The 14868-nt window shown below is 42.2% G+C and carries 12 protein-coding genes; 9 read left to right on the top strand and 3 right to left on the bottom strand.

Translation table 11 applies throughout. The features are described 5' to 3' along the window. Position 1: 1 nt before the first annotated feature. Both torC and VQ643_RS06090 read right to left on the bottom strand, forming a co-directional pair. Positions 2-1186 carry a pentaheme c-type cytochrome TorC gene (gene torC / locus VQ643_RS06095; RefSeq protein WP_414198454.1) on the bottom strand — a complete coding sequence of 395 codons (1185 nt, stop codon included), beginning with the start codon at positions 1184-1186 and terminating at the stop codon, positions 2-4. Between the two features lie 12 nt (positions 1187-1198). Beyond that, positions 1199-1339 (bottom strand): periplasmic nitrate reductase, NapE protein, encoded by a 141-nt coding sequence (locus VQ643_RS06090; protein ID WP_414198453.1) that lies wholly within the window; start codon positions 1337-1339, stop codon positions 1199-1201. A gap of 172 nt (positions 1340-1511) precedes the next feature. Between VQ643_RS06090 and xerD the strand changes: the two genes are divergently transcribed. The 6 genes from xerD (at position 1512) to VQ643_RS06060 (ending at position 8822) form a co-directional block, all read left to right on the top strand. Then, positions 1512-2411 carry a site-specific tyrosine recombinase XerD gene (gene xerD, locus VQ643_RS06085; RefSeq protein WP_414198452.1) on the top strand — a complete coding sequence of 300 codons (900 nt, stop codon included), beginning with the start codon at positions 1512-1514 and terminating at the stop codon, positions 2409-2411. A gap of 154 nt (positions 2412-2565) precedes the next feature. After that, positions 2566-3873, top strand: a complete 1308-nt coding sequence (locus tag VQ643_RS06080; protein WP_414198450.1) for a homoserine dehydrogenase — start codon at positions 2566-2568, stop codon at positions 3871-3873. 26 nt (positions 3874-3899) lie between these two features. After that, positions 3900-5309, top strand: a complete 1410-nt coding sequence (gene thrC, locus VQ643_RS06075; protein ID WP_414198448.1) for a threonine synthase — start codon at positions 3900-3902, stop codon at positions 5307-5309. 321 nt (positions 5310-5630) lie between these two features. Further along, positions 5631-6071, top strand: coding sequence for a hypothetical protein (locus tag VQ643_RS06070; RefSeq protein ID WP_414198446.1), 441 nt, complete (start codon positions 5631-5633; stop codon positions 6069-6071). Between the two features lie 115 nt (positions 6072-6186). Then, positions 6187-6633 carry a hypothetical protein gene (locus tag VQ643_RS06065; RefSeq protein WP_414198445.1) on the top strand — a complete coding sequence of 149 codons (447 nt, stop codon included), beginning with the start codon at positions 6187-6189 and terminating at the stop codon, positions 6631-6633. A gap of 233 nt (positions 6634-6866) precedes the next feature. Next, positions 6867-8822, top strand: coding sequence for an MFS transporter (locus VQ643_RS06060; RefSeq protein ID WP_414198444.1), 1956 nt, complete (start codon positions 6867-6869; stop codon positions 8820-8822). Between the two features lie 67 nt (positions 8823-8889). Here VQ643_RS06060 and rpsT read toward each other — a convergent pair whose 3' ends face one another. Further along, on the bottom strand, positions 8890-9162 hold the full coding sequence (gene rpsT, locus VQ643_RS06055) for a 30S ribosomal protein S20 (protein WP_414198443.1): 273 nt from the start codon (positions 9160-9162) through the stop codon (positions 8890-8892). A 264-nt stretch (positions 9163-9426) separates the two neighbouring features. Between rpsT and murJ the strand changes: the two genes are divergently transcribed. The 3 genes from murJ (at position 9427) to ileS (ending at position 14844) form a co-directional block, all read left to right on the top strand. Then, positions 9427-10980 (top strand): murein biosynthesis integral membrane protein MurJ, encoded by a 1554-nt coding sequence (gene murJ, locus VQ643_RS06050; protein ID WP_414198441.1) that lies wholly within the window; start codon positions 9427-9429, stop codon positions 10978-10980. Between the two features lie 71 nt (positions 10981-11051). Beyond that, positions 11052-11993, top strand: coding sequence for a bifunctional riboflavin kinase/FAD synthetase (ribF, locus tag VQ643_RS06045; RefSeq protein ID WP_414198439.1), 942 nt, complete (start codon positions 11052-11054; stop codon positions 11991-11993). A 22-nt stretch (positions 11994-12015) separates the two neighbouring features. Then, complete coding sequence (ileS, locus tag VQ643_RS06040; protein WP_414198438.1) at positions 12016-14844, top strand: isoleucine--tRNA ligase; 2829 nt, start codon at positions 12016-12018, stop codon at positions 14842-14844. Positions 14845-14868: the final 24 nt, after the last annotated feature.

The following is a 14868-nucleotide window of genomic DNA, read 5'->3' as shown; positions in this document are numbered from 1 at the left end:
ATTAATGCTCCTGTTTATTTGCAAAATCAGAAGAGTGTGATTGCAGGTATTTGAGTACCAAACTTTGAGTTTGCTTGTTCATATTGGTGAACCCCACCATGCCATCAAATAATCCTGGCCAAGTGTTAGCATCAAAATGGTCGACAGCAGGTTGAGCGTGGCAGACGCTACAATTGCTTTGGTAAGTATCTTTTGCGTAATCCCATAGGTGATCTACTTTATCTGTCAGGTTTTCAGATTTCACCCAGCCAGTTAATTTGACCTGCTGCCAATCTAGCCCAGTCATGTCATCTTCTTTTTTATTGAGGATATTGATGGCATCACTTTGGGCAAAATCTTTCTCCAAAATAGCAGAGCGAATATTTAACCCAAAATCGTTATAGAGAACACGACCAAAGCCTTTATCTTTACGCCAAGCGTCAATAGAAACCTGCAATGCTTTGTCTTTTTCTTGTGTGAGTTGTAATGGCGTAGCAGCTAAAAGTGTGCCCACTTCTTCAGTTAAAGCGGGGTCTTTATAGAGTTTAGTTTCAACAATAGGGTAATAGGTATGTGTGTTTTTGTAAGATAGATGGTTGTTCTGACTAATGAGTGCTTGTAGTTTTGGATCTAATGAATTACCCATTTCAGGTAGATGGTGTGCAATACCTTTATGGCAATCAATGCAGCTTTGGTTGCGAGCGGCGGCGGCACGCATTTGAGTTTGTGCTTTAAGCGACATTTTGGAGAAATCCATGCTCTTATAATCATGGCAGTTTCGACATTCTAGCGAGCCATTTTTGCTCATACGGTTCCATTCGCGCTGAGCGAGCACAAGGCGTCTATCTAAAAACTTTTCACGCGTATCAATAGTGCCAACAATGGCTGAATATACTTCATTACTGGCTTGCATTTTTCGTGCAATTTTATCTGTCCAATTATGCGGAACGTGGCAATCAGAACAAATGGCACGCACTCCTGAGCGGTTGCTCCAGTGAATGGTTCCTTGTAACTCTTGGTAAGGGTTGTCACGCATGGCGTGACAACTGGTACAAAATTCTTCAGTATTTGTCACTTCCATGGCGGTATTAAATCCACCCCAAAAAATAATTCCAGCCAAGAAACTCACAACAGTTAGAACACCTAAGCTAATTTTTGTGGCAGGTTTGCTAATAGTGTTCCAGAATATTTTTATTAATTTAAACACGCTGACCTCCCTTTACTGTGTTAACCAAACTATCAGTCCATAAGCCCCAATAAAGCCAAGTGTTAGAATAGGGAATACAATGGCAACAATGGTAAAGAAAGAGAGCCATTCACGGCGTTTCGTTGGTTGGTCATTGGTATCATCTTGATGCATAAAGACTCCAAACAGGCTTTTGTGAATTGCTTATCTTTTTCGTAATTAAGTATTTATTAACAAAATATCAAAAGCTATGAAGTGGGTCTGTTTTTAAGAATTAATAGTTATATAGAAAAAGATATAACCGAGTGTAATAGTCTGAATTGCTAGGTGTAAGGACGTTTGAAATATGGTTATAAGCAATGAAACATTGATTAATCAGTACTTAGATGCGCTCTGGTTGCAACGTGGTTTGTCGCAAAATACACGCAGTGCTTATCACAGTGATCTTACGCATTTTGCAGCATGGCTTGAGGTGAAACAGCAGGTGCGCTTGGATCAAGTTGAGCGGTTACATGTTTTGGACTATTTAGCGTTTCGCATGCAAGAAAACTATAAGGCACGTTCTACTGCGCGCTTTCTTTCAGGGGTACGCGGTTTTTATCATTATTTGTTAGAAGAAAAGCGTATCGAAAAAGACCCTACATTACAGGTAGAACTTCCTAAAGTGGGGCGTGCTTTACCGGCCTCATTATCTGAAGCTGATGTAGAAGCATTACTAGCAGCTCCTGACTTAACAGATACTTTGGGCATACGTGATCGCTGCATGTTAGAAGTGCTATATGCTTGTGGACTACGTGTAACTGAGTTAGTTAGCCTTAGGTTGGACGAAGTTAATCTACGGCAAGGGGTTATTCGTATTACAGGTAAAGGTGATAAAGAGCGTCTAGTACCACTGGGTGAGCAAGCGATTGATAGTTTGACAGATTACTTACAGGGAGCACGCTTAACCTTGCTACAAGGTAGGGCTTCAGATGTAGTGTTTCCCAGCAATAGAGCAGTGCAAATGACGCGTCAAACATTCTGGCATCGCATTAAGTTGCACGCACAGGTTGCTGGGATTAATAAACACTTGTCGCCCCATACATTGCGTCATGCCTTTGCTACGCATTTGCTTAATCATGGTGCGGATTTGCGAGTTGTACAAATGCTGTTAGGCCATACAGATTTATCAACAACGCAGATTTATACGCATGTGGCACGTGCCAGATTGCAGCAACTACATGAGCAGCATCATCCAAGGGCATAGTACTTGGGCGGATTATTCAATAATGACTGATACGTTTTTTTGCCAAATGTGATAGCCTTACAGGCTACTTTTTCATGATCTAGCAAGTTGCAGTGCTAGAGATAAGAACTTTAATTAAATTGCTTTTCAATTCATTTTACGGGGAAGATATAGCGTGAAACCGGTAAAAGTTGGTATATGTGGACTAGGTACTGTGGGTGGCGGTACCTTTAACGTACTCAAGCGCAACGCAGAAGAGATTACCCGTCGTGCGGGTCGCGCTATAGAGGTTGTGCAAGTAGCTACCCGTGCACTGAACCCTAACTGCGATACCAGCGATACGCTTATTACCGATGATGTATTCACCGTTGTTACTAACCCTGAAATTGATGTGGTCGTTGAGCTAATTGGTGGCTACACCATTGCAAAAGATCTCGTTTTGCAAGCAATAGAAAACGGCAAGCATGTTATTACAGCCAATAAAGCGCTCATTGCAGTACATGGCAATGAAATTTTTGCTAAGGCCCGTGAAAAAGGCGTGTGTGTTGGTTTTGAGGCTGCTGTAGCTGGTGGCATTCCTGTTATTAAAGCTATTCGTGAAGGCTTAGCAGCTAATCGCATTAACTGGTTAGCTGGCATTATTAATGGTACGGGCAACTTTATTTTAAGCGAAATGCGTGAGAAGGGCCGTGCTTTTGAAGATGTGCTAAAGGAAGCTCAAGCACTAGGCTATGCCGAAGCTGATCCAACGTTTGATGTTGAAGGCATTGATGCAGCTCATAAGCTAACTATTTTGGCATCTATCGCTTTTGGTATTCCATTACAGTTTGATAAGGCCTATACAGAAGGCATCACTCAGTTGACGACAACAGATGTGAATTATGCAGAGAAACTAGGTTATCGCATTAAGCATTTAGGTGTGGCGCGTCGTACTGAGAAAGGTATTGAATTACGTGTACATCCTACATTAATCCCTGCAGATCGTTTAATCGCCAATGTTAATGGTGTGATGAATGCAGTTATGGTGAATGGCGATGCCATTGGCGATACTTTGTATTACGGCGCTGGGGCTGGCATGGAGCCAACCGCTTCGGCTGTTATTGCAGATATTATTGATGTTGCGCGTGTTATGGAAGCAGAGCCAGAAGCACGAGTCCCTTATCTAGCATTCCAAACAGATGCATTATCGAGCTTGCCGATTCTGCCAATCACTGACTGTGAAAGTGCGTACTATTTACGTATTCAAGCCAGTGATAATCCAGGTGTACTAGCCAAAGTAGCGTCTATTATGTCTGAGCGTGGAATCAATATTGAGTCTATTATTCAACAAGAAGCGGATGAACAGGAAGGCAAGGTGCCAATGATTCTTGTAACGCATCGCGTAACAGAAAGTCGTATTAATGATGCAATTGTTGCACTTGAAGCGCTAGACAGCATTACAGGTAACGTAGTGCGTATTCGTGTTGAGCAGTTAACTAATTAATTGGCGTAAGGCTAACAGGTTTAGATATGCGTTATATCAGTACTCGCGGCAATGCGCCGGCATTGAATTTTGAAGAAGTATTATTAGCTGGCTTGGCTAATGATGGTGGACTTTATGTTCCAGAAAATCTACCTCGCTTTACGCTTGAGCAGATTCAATCATGGAACGGCTTGCCTTATCATGAGTTGGCTTTTCATGTGATGCGCCCTTTTGTTGAGGGAAGCATTAGTGATGCAGACTTTAAACAAATCCTTGAAGAAACCTATGCGGTTTTTGCGCACGCAGCGGTTGCGCCATTGCGTCAGCTCGATAGCAATGAGTGGGTATTGGAGCTGTTCCATGGCCCGACCTTAGCATTTAAAGATTTCGCTTTGCAATTGTTAGGCCGTTTGCTTGACCACATGCTGACTAAACGTAATGAGCGTGCTGTTATTTTGGGCGCTACTTCAGGTGATACTGGATCTGCGGCTATTGAAGGTTGTCGCCGTTGCGAGAATGTGGATATTTTTATTCTGCATCCACATAACCGTGTTTCTGAGGTTCAGCGCCGCCAGATGACGAGCGCCATTAGCGATAACATCCATAATATCGCTATCGAAGGTAATTTTGACGATTGCCAAGAAATGGTCAAAGCTAGTTTCGCTGACCAAGCCTTCTTAAAAGGCACACGCCTAGTGGCAGTTAATTCTATTAACTGGGCACGGATCATGGCGCAAGTGGTGTATTACTTCCATGCTGCATTACAAGTAGGTGCGCCGGCACGCTCCGTTGCGTTCTCTGTACCAACTGGTAATTTTGGCGATATTTTTGCGGGCTACTTGGCGCGAAATATGGGTCTGCCAATCAATCAATTGATTGTGGCAACCAACCGCAATGATATTTTGCATCGCTTCATGAGCGGCAATCAGTACTTTAAAGATACCTTGCATCCAACATTATCGCCGTCAATGGATATTATGGTGTCGTCAAATTTTGAGCGCCTTTTATTTGATATGCATGGTCGTAACGGTGCTTTGGTCGCTCAATTAATGGATGACTTTAAGGCCACAGGTAAGCTTGCGGTAGAAGAGGATCGTTGGATTGAAGTGCGTAAGCTATTTGACTCACTCGCTGTCAATGATGAGCAAACCTGCGCAACTATTGCTCAGGTTTATGCCCAAACTGGTGAGTTACTAGATCCTCATACGGCTATTGGGGTTCATGCCGCACGTGAGTGTCGCCGTAGCTTGGCAGTGCCAATGATTACACTAGGCACAGCGCATCCTGTTAAATTCCCAGAAGCAGTCGAAAAGGCAGTGCCTGGCAAAACACCAGCGCTTCCTGCGCATATGGTCGATTTATTTGAGCGTGAAGAGCGTTGTACTGTGCTGGCGAATGATATTAAGGCAGTACAAAACTTTGTTAGTCAGCATGGAAATCGCGGTAAAGCTTTGTAAATCGCGATATTGAGTAATTTAAAATCCTGCAATGCTTTGGCTTTGCAGGATTTTTTTTGCTAAAAGATTTAATTATATGTGACAAAATATTTTATCTATTGTCTATAGAATGGTCATGATGCGTTGCTGTAAATACTATTCTGCTTTTGCTTGTTCTGCTTTTTCAAGAGTTATTCTTGCTTGTGTTCATGTAAAACAAAGTCTTTATTGCCCGTACTTGTTGCGCTAAGAAATTACTCAATAGCGCTAACAACATGACATTGAATGCGTTGCGTTATGCAAGTTGCTGCCCCAACTAAAAACTAACTTTAGAGACAATGTATGAAAAAAATCTACTCTGCGTGCTTAATTATGTTTGCTTTGCTATTTAGTAGCCACAGTTATGCTGGTATTCCTGTATTTTTTGGTGAAAGTGATGAGCTTTATCCTATTGAAGAAGTAGCGCCTATTAAAGTAGGTCGAGACGAATATCAACTAGGTTTTAGGGTTTATACCAAGTGGTTTATTTTTGGCTTATATGCTCAGGATAAAGGCTATATTCTGATTGATAAGCACAACAAGAATACCTATATTTTTCTAGATGCTGGCTTAGTAAAAGATTTGCAAGCTGATGATTTGCTGCCCCAAACTCTGCCTAGCTATAGCGTACCAACCTTGGAATATTTAAAAGGTTTTTCCTTATGGATTGCATTGTTAGTTCTAGGCTTTTTTGTGCTAAAAGGTATTTTCTCTAAGAAAGAAGAGGAAGAGGTCGCGGCTTAGTGTTTCTGCTGGCAGTATAGCTGGGACAGTTGTGCTGCCAGTTTTAGTGTCCTATGTGGCTTAATTGCTTTTCGCTCGTCTTACTTTGCAATCTGATTTATGCAAGATGCCTTTTATGAGCTTAAGAGCATTTCTAATTATTATTTGTTGTATTACCTGTTCGAGTATTAGTTTTATAGCGCAAGCTAAAACAGTGCGTTCTATGCCATTTTTGTTTGGCGAGTCGGACGTGTTGCATCCTGTTGAGCCCAGAACTTTTGTTCACTATCAGGGTGTTGATTATGTTTTGGGCTTTCATCTAACTAAGCAATGGTTTTTTTTAGGTTTAGGATTGACTGATAAAGGGTACGTACTTCTTAATCCTTATGGTAACACTAGTTATTTGCCCCTAACGGGCGAGCAAATTGCTTATTTACAGCAACAAAAACAACTGCCACAGGCACTACCAACCTATAAAATTCTACTCTTTGACTACATCACCGCCTATTCATTATGGTTGTTTTTATTGAGTGTAAGTATTGCTCTTTATTATGGAGTACGGGCTTTACGTCGAGTGCCATAAATGAGTATTACATCATGTAATATTGAGCCTATTAGTACTGTGACTAGTGTTAAAAACGGACTAGGTTTAGTATGAAAACTGTAGTTCTTAGCTAGTCATTGTTAAAGTTTATGGCATCAAGTGAAGCTGTTTTTAAGGTGAGAGGCTAAAAAGAGTGGTGATAGACTGTAACCATAAAGCCATTGGTAATGACATCAGGTGTTATTACTAATCATAGTAATTAAGGGATTTATATGTCAGATCAAGGCTCTAACCAGTTTAGCTTGTTAGTTAAACGTCGATTTGCCCCGTTTTTTTGGACGCAGTTTTTAGGGGCTGCTAATGATAATGTTATGAAGTTTGCCTTCATCATTATGGCAACCTATCAAATTTCATTATTTGGCTTATCTGCCACCTCCGCTTCGGCTTTAATTGGTGGTGTGTTTATCCTTCCGTTTTTCCTTTTTTCAGCCACTTCTGGCCAGCTAAGTGATAAGTACGATAAAGCTTGGATGATGCGCCATATAAAAAATATGGAAATCTTAGTTATGGCAGTGGGGGCGGTTGGTTTTTATTTGGCTGATCCGGTGTTATTACTTGTTTGCACATTCTTTATGGGCTTGCAGTCAACCTTATTTGGTCCCGTCAAATATGCCTATCTGCCAGAAGCTTTGAGCGATAGAGAGTTACTTGGCGGTAATGCGGTTGTTGAGTCAGGTACTTTTATTGCCATTTTATTAGGGCAGATTGTTGGTGGTAGTTTTATAGAGATTCCAGAAATAGGCGGTACTTGGGTTGCAGGTATTTGTTTATTACTCGCTATTTTAGGACGTATTGCCGTGCAGTTCGTACCTGGCCAGCAGGCACTAAACCCTCAGCTGAAAATTAATTTAAATCCTTTTTCTGAAACTTGGCGCAATTTAAAGTTTGCTCGTCAAACCCCAGCAATTTTTCACTCTATGCTAGGTATTAGCTGGATGTGGTTTTTAGGTGCTGCTTTTTTAAGTTTATTCCCAGAATATGCTCAGAGTGCGTTGCAAGGAATGCCGTCAGTAACCTTAGCTCTGTTAGGAGTGTTTTCTGTTGGTATTGGCGTTGGCTCATTACTTTGTGAGGTTCTTAGTCGTAAGCAAGTTGAAGTGGGGTTAGTGCCCATTGGTGCATTAGGTATTACGATTTTTTGTGTTGATTTTTATTTTGCTAGTCAAAACCTACCCAATCTTGGCGAGAGTTCTTTAGTTGCTTATCAGTTCTTTTGGAGTGGTGACTACTGGCGAGTTATCTTGGATTTAGGCTTCATTAGCTTGTTTGCAGGATTATATAGTGTACCCATGTATGCACTTATTCAGCAGCGCTCAGAACCTGAATATCGCGCGCGTATTATAGGTGCAAATAATATTTTAAATGCGTTATTTATGGTGGTTAGCGCTATTTTAGTGATGTTGTTTAGTACGCTGGGCTTGAATGCCGCTCAGATTTTTTTAGTAATAGGATTGCTTAATTTATTAGTCACAACCTATATCTTCTTATTAGTGCCAGAGTATTTTTGGCGCTTAGTGGCTTGGGTGTTAACAGCATTGGTATATCGCTTTGATGTGCGCGATAGAGAGCGTATCCCAAGCCAAGGCGCAGTAGTGCTAACCTGCAACCATGTGAGCTTTATTGATGCAGTGTTATTACTTGCCGCTAGCCCGCGCCCAGTTTACTTTTTGATGGATCACAGGGTTTTTCAGTCTAAGGTATTAGGTGCTGTGTTTCGTGCAGGTAAGGCGATACCTATAGCGCCACAAAAAGAAGATCCAAAAATTTACGAAGAAGCCTTTATTAAAGCTGCCCAGGTATTACGCGATGGCGATATTTTAGCTATTTTCCCAGAGGGCGCTATTACTCGAGATGGCCTGATGCATGAGTTTAAAGGTGGTTTAATGAAAATTCTGAACCAAGTTCATGAAGAGGGTAAGTCTGTACCAGTAGTGCCAATGGCATTATTAAATTTATGGGGCTCTTATTTTAGTCGTATTGATGGGCCAGCCATGAAAACGCCGTTTCGTCGTGGTTTTTGGTCGCGTGTTATTTTAAAAGTAGATGAGCCTATTAATAGTAAGGATATTACTATGGATATCTTGTATGAAAAGATTCGCGCATTAGGGGTTAAGTCTGTATTGGATGTTCAGTCATCTAACTCTGAAACAGAAAAGCCTATTCAATAGAATAGGCTTTTACTGTTTTACAGATACTAAAAAACCGGCATAAGCCGGTTTTTTAGTAGCAGATCAATTAAGCAGCAGCTTGAAGAGCTTTTAAATGCTCGTTCAGGCGGCTCTTATGACGAGCTGCTTTGTTTTTATGGATGATGCCTTTGTCAGCCATACGATCAATTACTGGTACTGCCAGTACGTATGCTGCTTGAGCTTTTTCCAAATCTTTGGCTTCGATGGCTTTTACCACATTCTTGATGTGGGTGCGCACCATTGAGCGTAGGCTACCGTTATGGCTGCGACGCTTCTCAGCCTGTTTAGCGCGTTTCTTGGCGGAAGGGCTGTTGGCCACCGTCGAACTCCTCGAAAACTTCTGAATAAAAGAAATAAAATAGGTCGCGAATCATACCGCAATGATGCTTGATGTCAAGCTAAAACCTAATACTGCACATCAGATTACGACCAACCGCGCTAAGTGTACCTGAAATTTTCATTCACAGCACCTCTTAGGCTAAATAAAGTGGAATTGCGTAACAATTCATTTGCTGCATCTTCTTATCTAGCATCTATAAGCACATCAGACTAAACTTGGGTGCTTGAGCCAAAAGGGGGCAAAATGGCTGAAGTAATTGCTAAAAAAGAATCAGGTTTGTTGCGCTCAGGCATAGTGGTGAGTGTAATGACATTATTATCACGCGTGTTGGGTATGGTGCGTGATGTAGTGATTGCCAATTTTTTTGGTTCTAGTGCGGCGGCGGATGCTTTTTTTGTCGCCTTTAAAATTCCTAATTTTTTACGTAGGCTGTTTGCTGAAGGGGCTTTTGCCCAAGCATTTGTGCCTGTGCTTTCTGAATATAGAACTAAACGCAGTCTGGCAGAGGTAAAGCAATTAGTTGATCGAACAGCTGGCACCTTAAGCTTTGTGCTGACTATTTTGACAATGCTCGGAATTGTTTTTGCGCCTTATATCATGATGCTGTTTGCTCCAGGTTTTAAAGATGATCCAGCTAAAATGGCGCTTGCTGGCGACCTTTTACGTATCACTTTTCCCTATTTAATGCTGATCTCTCTAACCGCTTTTTGTGGTGGTATTTTAAATAGTTATGGCCGTTTTGCAGCACCTGCTTTTACTCCTGTCTTGCTCAATCTCTGCATGATTTTATCGGTGTTATTTTTAACGCCTTATTTTGACCAGCCAGTTATGGCTTTAGGATGGGGCGTTTTTATTGCAGGTATTGTGCAGCTTATTTTTCAAATGCCATTTTTAATGCAGTTAAAATTACTGCCTATTCCTCGGCTAGTACGTAAAGACGAAGGTGTTAGACGTATTTTGATGCTCATGTTGCCGGCATTATTTGCTGTGTCCGTAAGTCAGGTGAACTTGTTACTGGATACAGTGTTAGCTTCATTTTTGGAAAACGGCAGCGTGTCTTGGTTGTATTATGCTGATCGTTTATCTGAACTGCCGTTAGGTGCCTTTGGTATTGCGATTGGTACCGTTATTTTGCCAGCGTTATCGCGGCAGCATACAAAAGAGAATGTAGAGGAGTTTGCCAGCACTATTGACTGGGCGTTGCGCATGGTTTTATTAGTAGGTGTGCCAGCAGCCTTAGCTTTGGGTATCTTAGCGGAGCCGTTATTAGCTACGCTTTATCACTATGGCAAAATGACCGATGCCGACGTGCACCAAGCGGCTCTAGCATTGCAAGCTTATTCGTTAGGCGTGTTGACCTTTATGCTGATTAAAGTACTAGCCCCAGGTTACTTTGCTCGGCAGGATTTAAAAACGCCAGTCAAAATTGCCGTGTTTTGTATGGTAGCGAATATGCTGTTTAACCTGATTTTAATTTGGCACTGGAAACATGTGGGTTTAGCTTTTGCTACTTCATTATCCTCTGTGTTTAATGCTGGGTTATTACTTTTAGGCTTGCAGCGGGCTGGCGTTTATAAAGCACAAAAAGGCTGGATAAAATTCCTTCTACAGTTGTTGGTAGGCTGTGGGTTAATGGTCGCCTTTGTGCTTTGGTATAATCAGCCTACTGAACTTTGGCTACGCTGGTCATGGGATAAGCGTGCTTGGGAAATAGCTATTTTAGTGGTCGGCGGAATTTTTAGTTTCGTCGTAGGGCTTGCAATAACAGGAGTTCGTTTACGCCATTTACGCCGTTAAACACTTTAAGCGTGAACAAATTAACCTGCTGTGGTTATAATCAGAGTCTTTTGTAAGTAAGTGCAGTCGTTATGCAGCTGATCCGTGGATTACAAAATTTACACAACTTCCATCATGAGTGTGTAGCAACCATAGGTAACTTTGATGGCCTTCATATTGGCCATCAGGCTATTTTGTTACGCCTTAAAGAAAGTGCTGCACTACTTAATCTACCTACCTGTGTGATTATTTTTGAACCGCAACCGCGTGAATTTTTTAATCCTGAAACAGCGCCTATACGATTAACACGTTTACGTGAAAAGTTAGAACTATTACAGCAAGCAGGCATTGATTATGTGCTCTGTCTTCATTTTAATAAGCGTCTGCGTCAGCTAAGTGCGGATGATTTTGTACAACAAATTTTAGTACAGGGCTTGCATGTCAAACACTTACAAATTGGTGATGACTTCCGTTTTGGCTGTGATAGATCTGGTGATTTTGCTTTCTTACAACAACAAGGTGAGTGTTTTGGTTTTACGGTTGAACCAACAGGCACTATTGAATTAGATGGTGTACGCGTCAGTAGTACGCGTGTACGAGATGCCTTGGCGCAGTCTGATTTTGCCTTGGCGCAGCGCCTTTTGGGGCGCCCCTATAGTATTACAGGGCGTGTTCTTTATGGGCAGCAGTTAGGGCGTACAATTAACGCACCTACAGCCAATGTACAATTAAAGCGGCACAAAGCCCCAGTTTGTGGGGTGTTTTTAATTAAAGCTACTCTGGTTAATGGAAAGGTGATTCCTGGTGTGGCTAATTTAGGTGTACGTCCTAGCGTTAAAAGCGATGGCAAGGCACACTTAGAGGTGCACTTATTGGACTTTTCTGGCAACTTATACGGCCAGCCTTTACATGTAGAATTTTTGCAAAAAATCCGTGATGAAAAGCGCTTTGCGTCTTTAGCTGAATTGCAAGAAGCTATTGCCGCTGATATTGCCTATGGCCGCTATCATTGGCAGCATTTTCACACCCTTTGATATAAGCGATTTGAGAACAAACATGACCGACTATAAAGCGACACTGAATTTGCCGGAAACGGCATTCCCGATGAAGGCGGGTCTTCCAACCCGTGAACCTAAAATGCTTGAGTATTGGGACAGCATTAATCTGTACCAAAAAATGCGTAACATCGGAAAAGGTCGCCCACGTTTTATTTTGCACGATGGCCCTCCTTACGCTAATGGTGCAATTCATATAGGTCACGCGCTTAATAAAATTCTCAAAGATATTATTGTTCGCAGCAAAACGATTGCAGGTTTTGATGCACCTTATGTGCCTGGGTGGGATTGTCATGGTCTGCCGATTGAGCACAAAGTAGAAGTACAACACGGTAAAAACTTACCTGCAGATAAAGTGCGTGGGCTATGCCGTGAATATGCGTCTGGGCAAATATCTGAGCAAATGCAGGGCTTTATTCGTCTTGGCGTCTTAGGTGAGTGGGATAACCCATATAAAACAATGAACTTTGCCAATGAAGCAGGTGAAGTACGTGCTTTAGCAAAGTTAGTGGAAGGTGGTTTTGTATTTAAAGGCTTAAAACCGGTTAACTGGTGTTTTGACTGTGGTTCAGCCTTAGCTGAAGCTGAAATTGAGTATCAAAACAAAACATCAGATGCTATTGATGTAGGTTTTAGCTGTGTTGATGTTGAAAAACTTTCTAGTGCCTTTGCTGTTAAGTTAGATAAACCAGTCCAAATTGTTATCTGGACAACTACCCCTTGGACGATCCCGGCTAACCAAGCCCTAAATATTCATCCAGAAGCAGATTATGCACTGGTTGATGTAGGTGATAAGTATCTGATTTTAGCGGAAACCTTGGTTGAAACTAACCTAGAGCGTTATGGTTTAGAAGGTAAGGTGGTTGCTCGTGCTAAAGGTGAAGCGCTAGAGCTTATCAATTTCCAACATCCATTTTATGCACGTTTATCTCCAGCCTACCTTGCAGAATATGTTGAGTTAGATTCAGGTACAGGTATTGTTCACTCAGCGCCTGCTTATGGTGAAGATGACTTCTATACCTGTAAACGCTATGGCATGACCAATGATGACATTATTAGCCCAGTGCAAAGTAATGGCGTGTATGTGGATAGCCTTGAATTTTTTGGTGGACAGTTTATTTGGAAAGCGAACGCCAATATCGTTGCTAAGCTTGAAGAAGTAGGCGCTTTACTAAAACACCAGCCTATTAACCACAGCTATATGCATTGCTGGCGCCATAAAACACCTTTGATCTATCGTGCTACAGCGCAGTGGTTTGTTGGCATGGATAAGCAGCCAGCACAAGGCAAAACCTTACGTGAGCGCGCATTAGAAGGCGTAGATAGTACGGCTTTCACGCCTGCATGGGGTAAGGCGCGTTTGCATAATATGATTGCTGATCGCCCAGACTGGTGTATTTCTCGTCAGCGTAACTGGGGCGTTCCTATTCCTTTCTTCTTACACCGTGCCACAGGAGAGCTGCATCCAAATACTGTTGCCTTAATGGAAGAGGTAGCCAAACGCATAGAGTTAGAAGGCATTGAGGCTTGGTTTAAGCTAGATCCTGCCGAGTTACTTGGCGCAGAGGCGGAACAATACGAAAAAGTAACAGATACACTTGATGTATGGTTTGACTCTGGTACTACACATTGGCATGTATTACGCGGATCACACCCTATTGCGCATCAGCAAGGTCCAGTAGCTGACCTGTACTTAGAAGGTTCTGACCAGCATCGTGGTTGGTTCCATTCCTCTTTACTAACAGGCTGCGCCATTGATGGGCATGCGCCTTATAAAAGCTTGCTAACCCATGGTTTTACTGTAGATGAGCAAGGGCGTAAGCAGTCAAAATCACTGGGCAATATTATTGAACCACAAAAAGTGATTGATAAACTAGGCGCCGATATTCTACGTCTTTGGGTATCCTCAACTGACTATTCAGGTGAAATGGCAGTTTCTGATACTATTTTGCAACGCAGTGCCGATGCTTACCGTCGTATTCGTAATACAGCACGTTTTTTACTCTCAAACCTCAATGGTTTTGATCCGGCGAAAGATCTTGTGGCTAACGATAAGATGCTAGATTTAGATCGTTGGGTAGTTGATGCGGCTGCATGCTTGCAAGAAGAATTACAAAGCGCTTATACCGAATATCGCTTCCACCATGTATATCAAAAAGTGCACAACTTCTGTGTACAAGAGCTAGGTGGTTTCTACTTAGACATTATTAAAGATCGTCAGTACACCACAGGCGTAGACAGTTTGGCGCGTCGTTCGTGCCAAACGGCGATGTATCACATTGTCGAGGCACTTGTACGTTGGATTGCGCCAGTTCTATCATTTACTGCAGATGAAATTTGGGCGTTTTTACCAGGTGAGCGTAATGAGTCAGTCATGCTTAATACATGGTACGAAGGCTTAGCTAAACTGGATGCGAATAGTCGTTTTGACCGTGCATTCTGGGAGCAGTTAATGCAAGTAAAAACCGCCGTAAACAAAGAGCTAGAAAATCAACGTGCGAATAAAGCCATTGGTGGAAATTTACAAGCTGAAGTGACTCTTTATGCCGATGAAGCCTTAACCCAATTACTGGCTCGCTTAGAAGATGAATTGCGTTTTGTGTTAATCACCTCAGCGGCCACAATAGCGCCGTTAGCGAGTGCGCCTGAGACAGCAACTTTGACTGAACTTAGCAATTTACGCCTGCAGGTTGTCAAGTCAAACCATGCCAAGTGTGGTCGTTGCTGGCACCACCGTGGGGATGTAGGAAGTAACGCTGCTCATCCTGAGCTATGTAACCGCTGTGTTGATAATATCGAAGGCACTGGTGAGGTACGTCACTACGCTTAGGTAGTGACATTTTCAGTCTTTTAA

It is taken from the genome of Pseudomonas sp. F1_0610 (genome assembly GCF_047470865.1).
In the GTDB taxonomy this organism is placed as follows: domain Bacteria; phylum Pseudomonadota; class Gammaproteobacteria; order Pseudomonadales; family Pseudomonadaceae; genus JAZDRH01.
This window is presented reverse-complemented; position numbering and strand designations above follow the sequence as displayed.

Coding starts and splice junctions, on each gene's coding strand:
- VQ643_RS06090 (WP_414198453.1), bottom strand. CDS start 1,339: ATGCATCAAGATGATACCAATGACCAACCAACGAAACGCCGTGAATGG.
- xerD (WP_414198452.1), top strand. CDS start 1,512: ATGGTTATAAGCAATGAAACATTGATTAATCAGTACTTAGATGCGCTC.
- thrC (WP_414198448.1), top strand. CDS start 3,900: ATGCGTTATATCAGTACTCGCGGCAATGCGCCGGCATTGAATTTTGAA.
- VQ643_RS06070 (WP_414198446.1), top strand. CDS start 5,631: ATGAAAAAAATCTACTCTGCGTGCTTAATTATGTTTGCTTTGCTATTT.
- VQ643_RS06065 (WP_414198445.1), top strand. CDS start 6,187: ATGAGCTTAAGAGCATTTCTAATTATTATTTGTTGTATTACCTGTTCG.
- VQ643_RS06060 (WP_414198444.1), top strand. CDS start 6,867: ATGTCAGATCAAGGCTCTAACCAGTTTAGCTTGTTAGTTAAACGTCGA.
- murJ (WP_414198441.1), top strand. CDS start 9,427: ATGGCTGAAGTAATTGCTAAAAAAGAATCAGGTTTGTTGCGCTCAGGC.
- ribF (WP_414198439.1), top strand. CDS start 11,052: ATGCAGCTGATCCGTGGATTACAAAATTTACACAACTTCCATCATGAG.
- ileS (WP_414198438.1), top strand. CDS start 12,016: ATGACCGACTATAAAGCGACACTGAATTTGCCGGAAACGGCATTCCCG.